This window comes from Arthrobacter koreensis (genome assembly GCF_035792275.1).
Lineage (GTDB): Bacteria > Actinomycetota > Actinomycetes > Actinomycetales > Micrococcaceae > Arthrobacter_B > Arthrobacter_B koreensis_A.
Genome location: NZ_JAMWKK010000011.1, coordinates 1 through 16,827 on the forward strand (window position 1 = coordinate 1; position 16,827 = coordinate 16,827).

Annotated in this window: 13 protein-coding genes, 2 tRNA genes, 1 rRNA gene and 1 pseudogene; 14 read left to right on the forward strand and 3 right to left on the reverse strand. The window is 59.8% G+C overall.

Features of this window, described 5'->3' with window-relative positions:
• Positions 1-300 precede the first annotated feature (300 nt).
• The 11 genes from rrf (at position 301) to NGB94_RS11585 (ending at position 11,384) form a co-directional block, all read left to right on the forward strand.
• Positions 301-417, forward strand: a 5S ribosomal RNA gene (rrf, locus tag NGB94_RS11535).
• 252 nt (positions 418-669) lie between these two features.
• Positions 670-1,443 (forward strand): fumarylacetoacetate hydrolase family protein, encoded by a 774-nt coding sequence (locus NGB94_RS11540; RefSeq protein ID WP_325790788.1) that lies wholly within the window; start codon positions 670-672, stop codon positions 1,441-1,443.
• Positions 1,444-1,515: 72 nt separating this feature from the next.
• Positions 1,516-2,046, forward strand: a complete 531-nt coding sequence (locus NGB94_RS11545) for a hypothetical protein (RefSeq protein ID WP_325790789.1) — start codon at positions 1,516-1,518, stop codon at positions 2,044-2,046.
• A gap of 33 nt (positions 2,047-2,079) precedes the next feature.
• A complete protein-coding gene (gene gltX, locus NGB94_RS11550; protein ID WP_325790790.1) occupies positions 2,080-3,600 on the forward strand; it encodes a glutamate--tRNA ligase in 1,521 nt (506 codons plus the stop codon).
• A gap of 7 nt (positions 3,601-3,607) precedes the next feature.
• Positions 3,608-4,354 carry an HAD family hydrolase gene (locus tag NGB94_RS11555; protein ID WP_325790791.1) on the forward strand — a complete coding sequence of 249 codons (747 nt, stop codon included), beginning with the start codon at positions 3,608-3,610 and terminating at the stop codon, positions 4,352-4,354.
• A gap of 117 nt (positions 4,355-4,471) precedes the next feature.
• Positions 4,472-4,543 (forward strand) — tRNA-Gln (locus NGB94_RS11560).
• 88 nt (positions 4,544-4,631) lie between these two features.
• A tRNA-Glu gene (locus NGB94_RS11565) sits at positions 4,632-4,704 on the forward strand.
• A gap of 161 nt (positions 4,705-4,865) precedes the next feature.
• Positions 4,866-6,587: a glycosyltransferase family 4 protein gene (locus tag NGB94_RS11570; RefSeq protein WP_325790792.1), complete on the forward strand. Its 1,722-nt coding sequence runs from the start codon at positions 4,866-4,868 to the stop codon at positions 6,585-6,587.
• A complete protein-coding gene (locus tag NGB94_RS11575; protein ID WP_325790793.1) occupies positions 6,584-7,750 on the forward strand; it encodes a glycosyltransferase in 1,167 nt (388 codons plus the stop codon). Before NGB94_RS11570 ends, NGB94_RS11575 begins: the two co-directional genes overlap by 4 nt.
• A 57-nt stretch (positions 7,751-7,807) precedes the next feature.
• Positions 7,808-9,529, forward strand: a complete 1,722-nt coding sequence (locus NGB94_RS11580; RefSeq protein ID WP_325790794.1) for a heparinase II/III domain-containing protein — start codon at positions 7,808-7,810, stop codon at positions 9,527-9,529.
• A gap of 442 nt (positions 9,530-9,971) precedes the next feature.
• Complete coding sequence (locus NGB94_RS11585) at positions 9,972-11,384, forward strand: hypothetical protein (protein WP_325790795.1); 1,413 nt, start codon at positions 9,972-9,974, stop codon at positions 11,382-11,384.
• A gap of 340 nt (positions 11,385-11,724) precedes the next feature.
• On the opposite strand, the pseudogene NGB94_RS16810 reads toward NGB94_RS11585, so the two are convergent.
• Positions 11,725-12,257 (reverse strand): annotated as a pseudogene (locus NGB94_RS16810) (DUF1697 domain-containing protein).
• An 80-nt stretch (positions 12,258-12,337) separates the two neighbouring features.
• Between NGB94_RS16810 and NGB94_RS11600 the strand changes: the two are divergent.
• Positions 12,338-13,345 (forward strand): thiamine-phosphate kinase, encoded by a 1,008-nt coding sequence (locus NGB94_RS11600; RefSeq protein WP_325790798.1) that lies wholly within the window; start codon positions 12,338-12,340, stop codon positions 13,343-13,345.
• 3 nt (positions 13,346-13,348) lie between these two features.
• Here NGB94_RS11600 and NGB94_RS11605 read toward each other — a convergent pair whose 3' ends face one another.
• The gene (locus NGB94_RS11605; protein WP_325790799.1) at positions 13,349-13,771 is read right to left on the reverse strand and encodes a potassium channel family protein; all 423 of its coding nucleotides are present in this window, start codon (positions 13,769-13,771) and stop codon (positions 13,349-13,351) included.
• A gap of 46 nt (positions 13,772-13,817) precedes the next feature.
• Positions 13,818-14,537: an IclR family transcriptional regulator gene (locus tag NGB94_RS11610; RefSeq protein WP_055240772.1), complete on the reverse strand. Its 720-nt coding sequence runs from the start codon at positions 14,535-14,537 to the stop codon at positions 13,818-13,820.
• Positions 14,538-14,682: 145 nt separating this feature from the next.
• Here NGB94_RS11610 and leuC point away from each other — a divergent pair, with 145 nt between their 5' ends.
• Both leuC and leuD read left to right on the forward strand, forming a co-directional pair.
• The gene (gene leuC / locus NGB94_RS11615) at positions 14,683-16,146 is read left to right on the forward strand and encodes a 3-isopropylmalate dehydratase large subunit (RefSeq protein ID WP_418910647.1); all 1,464 of its coding nucleotides are present in this window, start codon (positions 14,683-14,685) and stop codon (positions 16,144-16,146) included.
• A 9-nt stretch (positions 16,147-16,155) separates the two neighbouring features.
• Positions 16,156-16,755, forward strand: a complete 600-nt coding sequence (leuD, locus tag NGB94_RS11620) for a 3-isopropylmalate dehydratase small subunit (protein WP_154579867.1) — start codon at positions 16,156-16,158, stop codon at positions 16,753-16,755.
• The last annotated feature ends 72 nt before the right edge of the window (positions 16,756-16,827 follow it).

The following is a 16,827-nucleotide window of genomic DNA, read 5'->3' on the forward strand; positions in this document are numbered from 1 at the left end:
CACTGGGTTGATAGGCCGGATGTGGAAGCGGGGACTAAAGACCCGTGAAGCTGACCGGTACTAATAGGCCGATAACTTACACCACACATATCCTGGGCAGAACACGACTTCAAACGGTTCCGCCAAAGAAGGGATATGAGATCATGCTGCTTGCGTCCACTATGTGGTTCCCAACCAACAACCCACCGGGTTGACTGGTTCCAGGGAACACAATAATTGAATACACGGTACCCACGTACCCCACATTTTTACCCACCCCCACGGCACGAGTGCCGGCACAAGGGTTTGGGTTGGAAGGGTTACGGCGGTCACAGCGCGGGGGAAACGCCCGGTCCCATTCCGAACCCGGAAGCTAAGACCCGCAGCGCCGATGGTACTGCACCCGGGAGGGTGTGGGAGAGTAGGTCACCGCCGGACAACCATTAAAGTTCAGACCCCGCAACGCTGCGGGGCCTGAACTGCTTTAACACGGCTTTCAATCCACGCCGGCCACCGGAGCCGGCCAGCCTGACCGTCCTTCCCACACTCCGTGACACCTGTGACCCGGTGGGACCACACCAGGCGGCACCAGCCCCACACCATGGGAACCACGGCACACACGGCGAGCCGATCAGGCCGGCGCGCTCTGGGCGAAGCGGGAAGCACAGCTTCTCGACTAGGCTTGAACCCATGCGTATTGCTCGGTTTATCCAGGACAGTGACCCTGCCTTCGGCGTCGTCGACGGTGAAGAAGGCCATGAAGAAATTGCCGTGATCAAGGGGGACCCCTTCTTCTCCGGCGTGCAGCTCACCGGTGAACGGCACAAGCTGGAGGACGTCCGCCTGCTTGCTCCGATCATTCCGCGCAGCAAGGTGGTGGGTATCGGCAAGAACTATGCCGACCACGCAGCAGAGATGGGCGGGGAAGTGCCGCCGGCTCCGCTGATGTTCTTCAAGCCGAATACTTCCGTGATCGGCCCGAACGACCCCGTTGTGCTGCCTTCCTTCTCCGAGGAGGTTTCATACGAAGCCGAACTTGCCGTAGTGATCGGCCGGATCTGCAAGGACGTTCCGCTGGAACGTGTGGACGAGGTTGTCTTCGGCTACACCTGCGCCAACGACCTGACCGCCCGCGACGCCCAGCGCACCGACAACCAGTGGGCTCGGGCCAAGGGCTTCGACACTTCGTGCCCCATCGGTCCGTGGATCGAAACGGAGTTGGACACGGACAACCTGTCCATCAAGGCTTACCTAGACGGAGACCTGGTGCAGGACGGGAACACTTCCGAAATGATCTGGGGAGTCCGCGAACTCGTGTCCTACGTGTCCCAGGCCTTCACCCTGCTGCCCGGCGACATCATCCTCACGGGTACCCCGGCCGGCGTCGGACTGGTTGCCGAGGGACAGCGCATCGAAATCCAGGTTGAGGGCATCGGCACGCTCGCCAACATCGTGCGCGGCTAGGCACCAGCTTTGGCGGGGGGATCACGGGAGCTGAGTGCCGGGGGCTTGCTTCCGGGCGTGCTTTGGAGCGCCGTGATCCTCCTTGCCTCGCTCAGCAGCGGACTGACGACGGCGGCGGCCTGGGCCTGGGGAGCCGGCACCGTCCTGCTCCTGCTGGTCTTTCCCTGGCTGCTGGTCCGGACGCTGGACCGCCGAGGGGACCTGCGTTCGTCGATCGCCAGGGCGCCGGTCACCCCGGTGATCCTGGGCGCCGGCGCGCTGTGCTTTATGATTCTGCGACTGATCCTGTGGCTTGACGGTCCGCGGGTGCTGGCGGCCGCTGTCTTTGCGATGCTCGCGTCCTACGCGACGGTGCTGGTCTTTAGCCGAGCCGTGAAGCTGGACTGGAGCGCTGTGAGCATTGGTGCTGCCGCCGTCGTAGTTCCGATTCTGCTTCTCTCGATCAGTGGCGGGCCGGTCCTGCCGGCAGCAGCCGGCGCGGTCCTTTGTGTCCTGCTCGCCCTGCGGATGCGCGGCGGATGGCAGCTGCCGCTGGCGTCGGCTGCTGCCGGTGCCGTAGTGGGCGGCGGCCTGTTTATGCTGCTTCAGGGCCTCAACACCTAGGGGTTTGGCAGCAGCGACTAAACTGGGAGAATCATGACTACTGAGCCTTCTTCCTTCGCTGATCTTCCCACCGTCGACGACAACACTCCGGTGCGGGTGCGTTTCTGCCCATCTCCGACCGGCACGCCCCACGTGGGCCTGATCCGCACCGCCCTGTTCAACTGGGCCTACGCCAAGCACACCGGCGGCAAGATGATCTTCCGCATCGAGGACACAGACAAGGCCCGGGACAGTGAGGAAAGTTTCCTCCAGCTCCTCGACGCGCTCGATTGGCTGGGCATTACCTGGGATGAAGGCGTCAACGTGGGCGGCCCGCACGAGCCGTACCGCCAGTCCCAGCGCGGCGGGATTTACCAGGACGTCATTGCCAAGCTCAAGGACGCCGGGCACCTGTACGAGTCCTACTCCACGCCGGAGGAAATCGAAGCCCGTCACCGTGCTGCCGGCCGCGACATCAAGCTCGGCTACGACAATTACGACCGGAACCTGACCGAAGAGCAGATCGCAGCGTTCAAGGCTGAAGGCCGCGAGCCGGTGCTGCGCGTGCGCATGCCGGATGAAGACATCACGTTCAACGACCTGGTCCGCGGCGAAATCACGTTCAAGGCCGGCACTGTTCCGGACTTCGTCGTGGTGCGCGCAAACGGCGCCCCGCTTTACACCCTGGTAAACCCGGTGGACGACGCCCTCATGGGTATCACCCACGTACTCCGCGGCGAAGACCTGCTCTCCTCCACACCGCGCCAGATCGCCCTCTACCGCGCACTGATCGACGTCGGAGTGGCTCAGTACATGCCGCTCTTTGGCCATCTGCCGTACGTTATGGGCGCGGGGAACAAGAAGCTCTCCAAGCGTGATCCGGAATCGAGCCTCTTCCTGCACCGTGAACGCGGGTTCATCCCCGAGGGCCTGCTGAACTACCTGTCCCTGCTCGGCTGGTCGCTCTCCGCCGATGAAGACATTTTCACGGTGGACCAGCTCGTGGAGAACTTCGACATCCACGATGTGCTCTCCAACCCGGCACGATTCGATATCAAGAAGGCTGAGGCCATCAACGGCACTCACGTCCGGATGCTGGAGCCTGCCGACTTCCGTAACCGCCTGGTCCCGTACCTGCAGCATGCCGGCCTGGTAGGGGAGCAGCTGACTGAACGCGAAGAAGAGATTCTCACAGAGGCAGCGCCCCTGGTCCAGGAGCGCATCACCCTGCTGGGCGAAGCCCCGGATATGCTCGGCTTCCTGTTCAAGGCCGACGACGCCATTGACGTGGCTGACGACGCCCGCAAGGGCCTGCCCGACAACCTCACCGAGGTGCTGGACGCCACGCTGTCTGCCCTCGAGCCGGTGGAGGAGTGGACAGCTGAGAACATCCAGGCCGCCCTGCGCCAGGCCTTGGTCGAGGACATGGGCATCAAGCCGCGTCATGCCTTCGGGCCGGTCCGCACCGCTGTGTCCGGACGCCGGATCTCACCGCCGCTCTTCGAATCCATGGTGATCCTGGGCCGCGAGTCCTCTCTGGCACGTATCCGCTCCTTCCGCGCCGCGGAGGCGTAAGCAATCCATGAGTGAATTGCGGAGCGGCAGGCCCACGGGGGTGCTCTTTGATATCGACGAGACCCTCGTGGACCTCCGCACCGCCATGGGCAACACGCTGCGCGAAATCAGCGCACGGGATCTGGCGCACTTCACCGAAGAGGACTGGATTGCCTACCAGCGCCTCTACACAGCGGACCCGCAGGGCTACTACGACCGCTATCTTGCCGGCGAACTCAGCTTCACCCGCCAACGGCTGCTCCGGGTAGCCCACGCCCAGCAGGCCCACGGTCTGCCGGCGTTCGACGGCGACGCCGAGGAAGCCTGGAACGCAGCCTACGACGACGTGCTCCCGCGGCACTTCAAACCGTTCGACGACGTTGTGCCCGTCCTGGACCAGCTGGACGCCCTCGGAATTCCCTACGGCGCTGTCAGCAACAACGTCCATGACTACCAGCGCGCCAAGCTCGACGCTGCCGGGCTGGAACGCATTCAGATCCTGGTGGGCATTGACGCAGTTGGCGCTGCCAAGCCGGATCCTGTGATCTTCCTGGAAGGCGTGCGGCTGCTCGGTACCGATCCGGCGCGGACGCTCTATGTGGGCGATAACCCCGTAGTGGACGGACGTGGGGCCTTGGCTGCCGGTCTGCAGGCGTTGTGGGTGGAGCGCAGCGGGACACCTGAGCTCCGTGCCGCGCACCCGGACCTGCCGGTGTCCGGGAGCCTCACTGCGGTGCCGGCAATGGTGGGCCAGTCCTCGCCTGCGCCTGGCTAGGCGGAGAAGGGGCCGCGGCCGTTTTGCACGCTGGCCGGAACCCGTGTATAGTAATAACTCGTGCTGAGGGGTTGAAGCCGGAAGTTGAAGCTTCTGGAACGGCCCGGATGAGCACATTGGGATATGGTGTAATTGGCAACACAACGGTTTCTGGTACCGTCATTCTAGGTTCGAGTCCTGGTATCCCAGCGCTAATCAAAGAAGGCTTCAGCCGGATTTGAGAAACAATCAGCAGGTATGAAATACTTGTTGAGCTTACTTAGCAAGTAATGCAAACGGCCCCATCGTATAGCGGCCTAGTACGTCGCCCTCTCACGGCGGTAACGCGGGTTCGAATCCCGCTGGGGTCACAAACATCGACCTGGCTTGGATGAATAATCCAAGCCAGGTTTTTTGTGCCCTTTCTGCTAACTGCAGCCATAAAGGCACTACCTCATTCCTCCTGTAAACTGGAAAGCAATGGGGCTAAGTCGTCGTATTTAGCCCTGATACAGATTTCTAGGGGGGTATTATGGCCTACGATAATTCCGCTGAGCCATACGATGACGTTGTGGGAACTCAGGTAGATGAGACCGCACTCTTTCGCGTTGCGCTCGAGCAACTCGACGCTGCGCATGAGGAGATATCCCGGCTGAGCAGGTTGGTGGACAACGGTGCGGGGTCACGCAGCGGTGATGTCGGACACATGTCTTCAAGGCTCGTTGGCATGAATGCACTGACTGTGGCTATGAATGAAGGGGACTATGAGTCGGCGTACGTGTGGGCCAAAGCTCTCTTCCCTAGGCTGAAAGGGAACCTACACTTTCTCCGGGCTTTCAGGGACGTGCAGTCTAAGCGTGGCGAGGTCACGGCCGCCCTAGCCTTGGTGCACCGAATTGCTGAGATAGACAAGAAAACCAGTCCCCTTGCGATTATGAAGCTAGAAGGGCGGCTCCGCGAGATCTCGGGGTGGGTACCCAAGATTCCGGGTAAACCGTCACCTGTAATGGACAGTGTTCCTGGCAGAGTTCTTCACCTAGTGAAAGAAAGCAGGCCTTTCCTATCCAATGGGTTTACATCCAGAAGCCACCAGAATTTTAAAGCTGAAAAAGCAGCAGGCTTGGAACCTATTGTAGTCACGGAGCCAGGCTTCCCAAGGAACATGGCAGGAAATAGCTTTAAGAAGAACGAAACCGTTGACGGTATACAACATATCCGTCTGGATATAGGCGACTTTGACTACGCTGGAATGCCGGCCGACGCATTTTTGAACCTGTTTGCTCAGTTAGCATATGAGGAGGTACTCAGGTTCAAACCATCCGTGATACACGCCAGCTCAGGTCGCCGAGGATATGACACAGCTCTAGTCGGACTAGCACTCAAAAACAAAACCGGCCTTCCGTTTGTTTACGAGGTGCGCTCATTTTTCGAAGCGAACTGGACTAGTGATGTTCAGCGTGAAACACGCGGTGAAATCTTCGAGAGGCGCATGCAGACCGAGGCTATGTGTATGCGTGCCGCGGACCGTGTTCTCACCATCGGCGAGGCTATGAAGGACGAGCTAATAGCCCGAGGAGTACCGTCAGAAAAAATCGGGATCATACCGAACGCTGTTGATGCGTCCGCGTTCGTCCCGCGTCCGCGGGACCCTAACCTTGCGAGAAACTACGGACTCGGAAACTTCCCAACGTTCGGCTACGTTTCGAACATGGATCACCACAGGGAGTCCCAAGAGACACTCCTCCGCGCGACAAAACTTCTGAAGGAGCGGGGAACAAACTTCAAGTGTGTTCTCGTTGGGGATGGACCCAGGCGCGCTATATTGGAAAAGCTCGCCATTGAACTGGATATTGTGGATAGTGTCGTATTTACCGGTTCCGTAGATCACAATGAGATTCCTGCTTATTATTCTCTTATTGATTATTTCGTTGTCCCCAGGACAGCCGAAAGAGCAGCCGTCTACGTTACGCCGCTCAAGCCGTTCGAAGCAATGGCCATGGGGAAACCGGTAATCACGAGCGACCTCCCCGCTCTGGTTGAAATCGTCAAGCCGCCCCTACGCGGCTTCGTCTTCGAAACAGACAATGACGTGGCACTTGCCGATGTGCTGCAGTCTGCTCATGACCAACCATCGGAGACCGAAAAGGTGGCTGCAGAGGGCTTGAAGTGGGTGAGGACCGACCGCACATGGGCAAGCAACGGACAGCGCTACGTGACCGAATTCGGTCGTCTAGTTGAAGGAGCAGACAAGTGAGGGCCAGCTATACGGGATTTGTTGACAGGGGGCAAAGCCCAGTTGCCGAGCTTTGGTCGGCCCTAACTTCACTCTCGAGTGTGGGACGTCCTCATCTCTACGGCTACACACCTGTGGCCAGAAACAATCCGTTTCAATCGCTGCTGTATAAGAAATTTGCAGATCATGGAATCGCCACAGCTCCGATTCTCCGTCCTGAGAAGTTCAGAGCGCTTACCGACTTTCGCGATTTAGCTAACGGCACTACGCTCCATTTGCATTGGAACGCTTGGATGACATTCGGCAGCGTCGAACCCGATCGTGCTCGGCGTATGGCTATGGGCATAATAGGCAGGCTAGAATCTCTTAGAGCCAAGGGAAGTAACCTCGTATGGACTGTCCATAACCTCTACCCGCACGACGCCAAGTTCATAGACCTAGAACTTGAGGTGCAGCAGAGAATCGCGGACAGCGCAAATGTAATTCACGTAATGTCTCGCTCTACTCAAGATGCTATGAAGGGCATCGTTGACCTTGCACCGGAGAAAGTGCTATTCGCACCGCACCCAAACTATCGCGGAGCATATCAGGACCTAACAACGCGGGAGGAAGCGAGATGTGTGCTAGGTCTTGGACCCGACGAAGTTGTTTTTCTACTTTTCGGTGCGCTGAAGCCGTACAAGGGTCTCCAACGGTTGCTGGATGCCCTAGACATAGTGGTGCGCAGAAATCCAGATAGACAAATCCGTTTGCTCGTGGCCGGCGCTCCGGATGATTCGCCCGAGGCGGAGTCCTTCGTGCGGAATGCTTTAGTCCATCCGAATGTCTTGATCGAGCCAGCGCGTATCCCTGCTGAGAGGGCGCAGTATTTTCTACGGGCGTCTGACGTGGGGCTCGTGAATTATGAGCGGATGCTCAACAGCGGTGCAGCACTTCTGTACCAGACCTTTGGATTGCCTACGGTTGCCGCCGACCAGGCGACGCTCCGCGAAGGCCTCCCCAGCGACGCGACGGTATTTGTAGACGGTACTGGACCGGATGATTTCGCAGACGCTCTAGAAAAGGCAACGGAAACACTGGTATCGAAAGAAATCCGGGACCGGGTGGCGGCGTACATTCGGCAATTTGACCCAGACATCGTCAGCGACAGATTTGCCTCCGATTTGCTCGAGCGCCTCCAATAACTCGGGCCGTGAATAAGACTTCATAGAATCATACAAACTTCGAGTGGGTAGTAAACGATGAGAAATATTTCCGACATAGCGGACCAATTATTCCACACCTACAGCACGGAAACGTCGTCTGCTATAACAGATAACGAACATGTTTCTCAGCTACTTGATGGTTTGCTCACTCTGGCCCCACATAGTTCGCAGCGCATTGGGCCCGATTTTCACTGGGGGAGCGACCCATTAGAGGATGCCAACTGGCGGTTTCAGTTTCACTGTCTAGTATGGCTAGATCGACTACGAGAGTCTAGCCTGAAGGCCGAATCTGTAGAGGGGATCGAGTTATACGAGCGTCTTTTGCAGTCCTGGGTGGCTGATAATCCAGTTGATTCACCGCCATCTGATTACTCATGGTTTGATATGGCAGTAGGAGTAAGGGCAATCGTTCTCCTTAAGGCGGTGGGTCATTTCGGTGCTGAACAATGGCTGATTGATGCTATTCGAACACACGGTGAACATTTGTCAGATCCAGACAACTATGAAGGCAGGGGAAACCATAGTCTGCATCAAGACATGGGACTGATTGCAATCGGCGAGTTTATGGAAAGGGCCGATTGGATCGAGCTAAGCGTGGACCGGATTCTCGCCATGCTTAGTACGGCTGTAGACGATGAGGGCGTGTCGGTCGAGGGGTCGGTAGATTACCAATACAGGAACTATCGGTGGTACGAAGAGGCGGCGCGGCGTATCAAGTCAGCGACCGGAGAATTGCCGGAAGTAATCGGTAAGGCCTTGGAGAACATGCCGATATTCATGGCGCATGCAACTTCACCGTCGGGCAGATATGCGCTCTTGGGTGACACGTTAGAGCACCGAGCCCCGATTCTTCCGGGTACGAATACGGAGTGGGTTCGAGATGCTGCCTTTGCGCCGAAGCCTCTAACGAAGCTGTACAAAGGTGGTTATTTATTTGCCAGGTCACGCTGGGCCACTTGGAAGGAAGATCCAAGTGTCGCCTACTTTACTTTGCGATTTGGGGCTGGGAGATCTTCGGCGGTACACGGGCACGAGGATGGCGGTTCTATCACCTGGGACATGCACGGCGAAAAGCTCTTATGCGACTCCGGTCTCTATGCGTACGAGGGTGGACCTTACAGGCTATTCTTCCGTGGGAGGGAATCGCATAACGTGGTAGATGTCTTGGGCCGGAAGTACTACCCAAGCGCGGAGAATCCGTTGATTTGTTTCCAGGAGACTCGCACACACGTCCTTGCTACCATTCAGGTGAAGGCTATCGAGGGTGTTGAATGGCACCGGACGGTTCTCTTTTCGCTGGAACACGGCTATATCTTGGTTGACGATCGAGTCCGGGACACATTGATGCCCGCTCCGATCCTTCAGAGGTGGCAGCTGCCCCGGCAGTCCGTGATGACCGTCAACTCAAATGAAGGAATTGTGGACGTGTCCACGCCTATGAATAACTTATTGCGTTTTTCGTCTATTGGGGGTCGAAATTCAGTCAGGATAGCCGAAGGATCTGAAGCGCCTATTAGCGGATGGCGCAGTGAAGACTATCGAATGAAATTTCCTACGCCTGAATTATCATTCGTCGCGCAGGGAGACTCGGTAAGATTTTCGACCTTAATTGAGGTGCACGACAGGCCAGATAGGGAAGGTTTCATCTCGATTGCTGATTCGAAACGTACATCTAAGTCGCTCGTAGTGAGCTTAGGTGGCAACAATTGGCAAGAGCGAGTTGAGTTGACCAGTAGCGGATTTAATGTGACCACCTGATAGGTTCCAGCGTCCTTGTGTGAGTCGTGAGCATTTCCATTTTCGAACAGACTAGGCAGGGCCGTCATTTTTATGCAGTATGGATGGGATCGTCAACTAGATCCGTGGTTGGACAAACTCGGGGGTGATGCCTGGTGAGTTAGCAAGTGCCTGCAGGATATGGAAATCAGCACAACGTTACAAGGTAGTGGGTTGCCATGCCCGCGCCAAGCGTTGTGAGGCGCTCATAAAGCTTCTCCCAAATCCTGCATCAGGAACGGGCTACGAAAAAGGCAGTGGGAAGCGCTTCCATAGGCCCAGTATTTACCCGAACACAGTGGGTAAGAGAGAGCAAGTGGCGCGCCGTTGAATTACTCTCGAAGAATTTGTGGTGCTAGGCTTAAGTCGATTTGGAATGGATTCAGGTCGAGCAATGCAACGCCCACAGAAGAAATGGACTGAAATGACACTCCTGACGGGCCGCCAGAGCCTCCTAGGGCTGATCAAGATGCTGAACTCCGACGACGCGCGTACCTGGCAAGAGGTATTTGTCAGTGGAGACGCTAGCTCGAGTGGCGTGAAGTGCGTTGGATCGATTCTTCACGGAACAATGGTCTCGCTTGTGTTCGTTGATGCACTAGAGTGCCGACACTATGTGACGATATCGGATGACATAGCACTCGGGTTCCCGATCGCAAGCGTATTCTCCCCGGGGGCCGGCACCTACTGGCAGGATGAATTGGCGGCAAATTCACGGGTTCACAAGCACGTCGAGGCGTTGGATTTGCATGATCATGCCGTCGCTGCGCGTCTCGTGACGGCAGAAGAGGCGTCGCCCCGCATCTTGGTACGAGGCAACGCAAACTTTGCTCACGTTCTGCTCTCCGTTTGCCCCGCGGTCGAGCGCCTGATAGACATGGCTGCACACGTCGGCACGCGGCTGCCTGCTGCTGCGCTGAAAGAGCGCCACCCGCTTGGGACGCCCGCTGAGATTTACCCAGAGTTGGGGGAAGTGGTCGATCTGGATGCTATCTCCGAGGACACTGGCTCGGGGTTGCGATACGTACAAGACTCGCTTGTCCCCGCGGCAGTTGGAGTCAGCAACAAGAAGCCGTTAATGGCGGTAACCGATGCTGCAAGAACGCGCCTTCGCGGATTCATCCCGGGTGATGCAGCGCTGCCGTCTGGCCTTTCCGAGAGGATTGCGGGCGGTGACCACGATTTTGTCCTCTGGATGTCTATCAGAATGCTGGCAAGGCGAACGATTCCGCTGGTCGAGGCAATTGATCTCGCTGCTCGCGTCGCCGCCCAACTTGAAACGAGGTACGAACGCCCGGCCATTATTTTGGATGGACTCTCGCTGCAGTCTGGCGACACACTGCAAAGTCGCGTGTCGGGTTTCAGCGTTGAGCAACATCTGGATGCTGAGCGTTTGGCGGCCAGTCTCATCTCAGCCCGCGTAGCCAAAGTGGCGCCTGGCTTGAGACTATATGCGGCGATTGGACTGCCACTGTGGGAATCGATCCGGCTCGCCGAGCAAGCGGACGCGTACATCGTTCACGACGGCACCACGCAGCATAAGATCGGCTGGCTCTATCCCGAGAAGCCGGGGATGGTGCATGGCCCGCGGCAACGAAATGTAGGTCAGGGCTATGTCTGGCACCCCGTTGATATTGGCACACCCGCGATCTATGTTCCGCCTGAATGTGTGGTGGATCATAAAGAATCCGGTGCAAGAATTCCGCATGCCAACTACGGCTACAGCCTGATGCAGGACGATCGCTTGGAAAGTTTCATCGCAGCGTTCCTAGGTGTGACTGGAGAGGACGATCCGAACGGCACCCTCTATCGGCAGGAATACGAAGGCAAGGTGTGAATTGAGCGACTCCCACGGGAGCTGCGGAATTTGGAAGTTCTACTCCTGTGCTGAACGGTCCTCGTGAACGCCTCAAGGGTGCCGCTTTGGGGCCTCGCGAGATACTTTAAGGAATTCCTCGTCGGACCGCGACCGTAAACGGAGGAAAGTTCCGCACACCGTCGTTTCGTCGAGTTTGTCGGTCACAGTGGCGGGCGCACGACCATCGATCGCACCGGGAGGCACGTCCTTTTGGCGCCGACGATGGTGAACGACCGATCATCACGGCCCCAGGATTTTCGCGCCGGTGGCGAGATGGGCGCAGTCGTCAAAGGGGGGGCGTGGGTTTCCATAACCGTCTCTATTCCACCGCTATTCTGTTCAGGGTCCGCATATTACGAATGGTGGTACAGGATTTATAGCGTGGCTTTACGGTGGCACGAGATAGTTCAGATTCCAGTGTGGCACCTTTGAGGGCTGTCCATGCGACTGCCTCGGGACCTAGGCGGACCTGCTCCTGCCCGGCAGCAGTCCCTAGGGCAAACAGCTCTTCCAAGATGCTCGGATCAGTACAGAAGGTCACGTAGGCATGGACGCCCGGGTCGTCTGCGGGATAAGGCACAGCGGCCGAGAGTTCGGAGAGGCGGTCCACGGTCAGCACAATGACCCAGGCGTCGTAGCCGAAATCTTGCCGCAGGCCGTTTCGACCATGCCTTTGACGTCTGCCGGATCTTTTGTAGCAGATACAACGGCGTTCCCGCTCGCCAGAAATGTCCTTACGTCGCGCAGTCCTGTCTGTTCCAAGGTGGCCCGAAGGTCTGCCATTTTCATCGTTACTCCGCCCACGTTGACACCCCGCAGCAGCACTGCATACCTGGTGGGTAAAACGTTCATGCGCCGAGGCTACTCCGGCCCGCAGCCGCCGTGCAGCATAATTGAATTCCGGGCAGTAACAGGGCAAAGGAAACAGGTTCGTGGCAAAGCACCCTCAACAAGTAGCGGAACTCGGCGAAGGGGAGCTGCTGTCCAGGATCTTTCCCCGGCTAGGCGGGCCACGGATGCTTGTGGGCCCGGGCGACGACGCCGCTGTGGTTGGCGCCCCGGACGGACGCATTGCCGTCTCCATAGACACCCTGGTCCAGGACCAGGACTTCCGGTTGGAGTGGCCCGGCGGCTACCGCACCACCGGTTTTGACGTCGGCTGGAAGTGCGCGGCGCAGAACCTCTCCGACATCAACGCGATGGGGGCGGAAGCCACCTCCCTGGTCGTCAGCCTGACACTGCCGGGGCAAACCCCTGTTTCCTGGGTTGAAGGGCTCGCGGACGGGCTTTCGGCTGCCCTGCGTGCGCTGGGCGCAGTGGACTGCGCCGTGGCAGGCGGAGACCTGGGCCGCGGCGGACAGGTTGTTGTCACGGCTGCGGTCACCGGCGACCTGCGGGGACGGACACCCGTCCTGAGGTCCGGTGCCCGACCCGGGGACGTATTGGCCGTGTGCGGAGCGCTGGGTGAAGCCGCTGCCGGCCTGGCGCTGCTGGAGAGCTCATTGGACTATGCCGAACTTGACGGAAGGCAGCGTGCGCTGGCAGCTGTGCAGTCCCGTCCCTGCCCGCCGTTGGCTGCCGGGCCGGCAGCAGCCAAAGCGGGAGCCCACGCCATGATGGACATTTCTGACGGGCTGGTCCGTGACGCCGGGCGATTGTGCGCCGCCTCCGGGGTTTGCGTTGACCTGGATCCGGATGTACTGCAACAGGAAAGTGCTACGCTCGCGGACATAGCGGCGAAACTGGATGTTGACCCTCTGCAGTGGGTGCTGGGCGGGGGAGAGGACCACGGGCTCCTGGCAGCATTCGCTCCGGAACGGGTGCTTCCCCGGGGATTCCGGCGTGTGGGTACGGTGCTGCCAAGGCTGGAAGAGCAGGGGATGGTCACAATAGGCGGAGAGCTGCCCTCCGCCGCCGGCTGGGATCACTTCGCCGGCTGAGACTTACTCAAGCAGATGCCGTTCCCGCACCTTGCGGGCAAGCGCTACCAGCTGCTCACGGCTCAGGTCCGGCAGGCGCTCCAGCTCGCTGACGAACTCCCGAAGGCTGTCTTTCGCCCGAGTACGCAGCAGGGCGTTGTAGAAACCGACGATCACGCCGGTGGCCAGGGCCACGACCAGGATGCCGTAGAGGGAGACCACCACGGTGATCAGCCGTCCCACAACGCTCACGGCCACAAAATCCCCGAAACCGATGGTGGTGAAGGAAACGAACAGGTACCAGAACGCGTCGCCAACACGGGGGATTGCGGGTTCGAACAGCGGCAGCAGCAGGGCTGCGCAAGCGTAGACAGCGAGGAAGCCGTAGAAAATGACGTCAGCGCCAGTGACGCGGATGATGTTCCAGAGGACGCGCAACCGTTTCATGGCCGCTCCTTTGAGCCCGGGCTTCCCACGATAGGCCGACGTCGGCTCAGTCGGTATTGGTTCGCAGTGCTTCGGTGAGCTGCTGGGCAGCTTTGGAAACCACTTCTGCGTGGATGCGTCCGGGCTGGCGGGTCAGTCGTTCGATTGGTCCGGAGATGGAGACGGCTGCAATCACACGGCCCGAGGGTCCGCGGACCGGTGCCGAGACTGACGCTACGCCCGGTTCACGCTCGCCCAGGCTCTGGGCCCAGCCGCGCCGCCGAACGCCGGCAAGCACCGTGGGTGTAAACCGGGCATTCTGCAGGCCTTCGAGCAACCGGTCGTGGTCTTCCCAGGCCAGAAGTACCTGGGCTGCGGAACCGGCCTTCATGGACAGCTGGGTTCCAACCGGAATGGTGTCCCGCAGGCCTATCGGCCGCTCAGCGGAGGCAACGCATACCCGCCACTCTCCCTGGCGCCGGAAAACCTGCGAACTTTCGCCGGTAGCATCCCGCAGGGCCAGCAGCACCGGGCCGGCGGAGGCGATGAGGCGGTCCTCGCCGGCAGCAGACGCCAGCTCCACCAGCCTGCTGCCCAGGACGAACCGCCCCTGAATATCCCGTCCCACCAGCCTGTGGTGCATCAGGGCCAGGGCCAGCCGGTGCACGGTGGGCCGGGCCAGCCCGGTGGCAGCCACCAGCTGGGCCAGAGTAGTGGGGCCGGCTTCCAGCGCGTCCAGCACCATTGCCGCTTTGTCGATGACTCCCACGCCGCTTGAATTGTCCATAGAATGATATTGCCGTCTCATTATCTGAGATGCAAGCCGATAAACTGGCGGGGCTGCGGCCAATGCTGGTTGTCTTAAAAACATCAGAATTCCGCAGGAGCCGGCACCAGCGCCGGAAACTGCGCCGGGCGAGGAGCAGATGGCAATGGCAGAACACACAGCGGGCAGGACGCTCGCGGAGAAGGTGTGGGACGAGCACGTAGTTTCCAAGGGCACCGACGGTGCGCCCGATCTGCTCTATATCGACCTTCACCTGGTTCATGAGGTCACCTCTCCGCAGGCATTCGAGGGACTGCGGCTGGCCGGACGCAAGCTGCGCCGCCCGGACCTGACCATTGCCACGGAGGACCACAACACCCCCACACTGGCGATCGACAAGCCCATCGCGGACCCGGTCAGCCGCACACAGATCGAGACGCTGCGCGCCAACTGCGCCGAATTCGGGGTCCGGTTGCACCCGCTGGGCGACGCAGAGCAGGGCATTGTGCACGTGGTCGGCCCGCAGCTGGGCCTGACCCAGCCGGGACTGACCGTTGTCTGCGGCGATTCCCACACCTCCACCCACGGTGCGTTCGGAGCGCTGGCCATGGGCATTGGCACCTCCGAGGTGGAGCATGTGATGGCGACCCAGACGTTGTCACTCAAGCCGTTCAAGACCATGGCCATCAACGTTGAGGGCACGCTGAAACCAGGCGTAACGTCCAAGGACATCATCCTGGCCGTCATCGCCAAGATCGGTACCGGCGGCGGCCAGGGGTACGTCCTGGAGTACCGCGGATCGGCGATCCGCTCGCTTTCCATGGAAGCACGCATGACCATTTGCAATATGTCCATTGAAGCCGGTGCACGCGCGGGCATGGTCGCTCCTGACGAGACGACGTTCGCGTATCTCAAGGACAAGCCGCACGCGCCGCAGGGCGCGGACTGGGATGTCGCCGTCGAGCACTGGAAGTCCCTGGTGACCGACGAGGACGCCGTGTTCGACGAAGAGGTATTCCTCGACGCCAACGAACTTGAGCCCTTTGTCACCTGGGGCACCAACCCCGGCCAGGGTGTTTCCCTCTCTGAATCCGTTCCCTCGCCGGAGGACTTCGGTGATGAGAACGCCAAGGCAGCCGCTGAACGCGCACTGGAGTACATGGACCTCGTCGCCGGCACGCCCATGAAGGACATCCGGGTGGACACCGTGTTCCTGGGCTCCTGCACCAACAGCCGCATCGAGGACCTGCGGATCGCGGCGGACATCATCCGCGGCCGGCAGAAGGACCCCAACGTGCGGATGATGGTGGTGCCGGGCTCCGCCAGGGTCCGCCTGGAAGCCGAAGCCGAGGGCCTGGACCGGGTCTTCAAGGAGTTCGGAGCGGAATGGCGCTTTGCGGGCTGCTCGATGTGCCTGGGCATGAACCCGGACCAGCTGGAACCGGGGGAGCGCTGCGCCTCGACCTCCAACCGCAACTTTGAAGGCCGGCAGGGAAAGGGCGGACGCACGCACCTGGTGTCCCCGGTAGTGGCAGCAGCCACCGCTGTGCGCGGCACCCTGAGCTCGCCGTCGGACCTTGACCCCCTGCCCGGTGCAGCCGCCGGATCCACCGCTACCGCTGCCGTCTAGGAGAGAATCATGGAAAAGATCACCACCCATACCGGAATCGGCGTTCCACTGCGGCAGAGCAACGTGGACACGGACCAGATCATCCCCGCCGTGTACCTCAAGCGCATCACCCGCACCGGTTTCGAAGATGCCCTGTTCGCCGGCTGGCGCAAGAACCCCGAGTTCATCCTGAACCAGGAGCCGTTCAACGCCGGTTCCGTGCTGGTGGCAGGACCGGACTTCGGTACCGGGTCTTCCCGCGAGCATGCTGTCTGGGCGCTGAAGGACTACGGCTTCCGAGCTGTGCTCTCTTCCCGGTTCGCAGACATCTTCCGCGGCAACTCCGGCAAGCAGGGCCTGGTGGCAGCCCAGGTTGCCCAGGACGACATCGAGCTCATCTGGAAAGTGCTCGAAGAATCCCCGGGCACTGAAGTCACCGTCGATCTGCAAGCCCGTACCGTGATTTGCGGCACGGTGACGGCCCCGTTCCAGATTGACGACTACACCCGCTGGCGCCTGCTGGAAGGCCTGGACGACATTGGGCTGACCCTGCGGCATGAGGAAGACATCACAGCTTTCGAAGCGCGCCGGCCTGACTTCAAGCCCACTACGCTTCCGGCGCGGACCTAGGCTCAGCCCGGTTTCGCCCGGACCCGTCCGGGGCAGTAGGATTGATGGGCCTTCCCGTAAGGGAGGGCCCAT

Bases quoted from the DNA above. Each gene is read 5' to 3' on its own strand.
- NGB94_RS11540 (WP_325790788.1), top strand. From the start codon at position 670: ATGCGTATTGCTCGGTTTATCCAGGACAGTGACCCTGCCTTCGGCGTC.
- gltX (WP_325790790.1), top strand. From the start codon at position 2,080: ATGACTACTGAGCCTTCTTCCTTCGCTGATCTTCCCACCGTCGACGAC.
- NGB94_RS11555 (WP_325790791.1), top strand. From the start codon at position 3,608: ATGAGTGAATTGCGGAGCGGCAGGCCCACGGGGGTGCTCTTTGATATC.
- NGB94_RS11570 (WP_325790792.1), top strand. From the start codon at position 4,866: ATGGCCTACGATAATTCCGCTGAGCCATACGATGACGTTGTGGGAACT.
- NGB94_RS11580 (WP_325790794.1), top strand. From the start codon at position 7,808: ATGAGAAATATTTCCGACATAGCGGACCAATTATTCCACACCTACAGC.
- NGB94_RS11585 (WP_325790795.1), top strand. From the start codon at position 9,972: ATGACACTCCTGACGGGCCGCCAGAGCCTCCTAGGGCTGATCAAGATG.
- NGB94_RS11605 (WP_325790799.1), bottom strand. From the start codon at position 13,771: ATGAAACGGTTGCGCGTCCTCTGGAACATCATCCGCGTCACTGGCGCT.
- NGB94_RS11610 (WP_055240772.1), bottom strand. From the start codon at position 14,537: ATGGACAATTCAAGCGGCGTGGGAGTCATCGACAAAGCGGCAATGGTG.
- leuC (WP_418910647.1), top strand. From the start codon at position 14,683: ATGGCAGAACACACAGCGGGCAGGACGCTCGCGGAGAAGGTGTGGGAC.
- leuD (WP_154579867.1), top strand. From the start codon at position 16,156: ATGGAAAAGATCACCACCCATACCGGAATCGGCGTTCCACTGCGGCAG.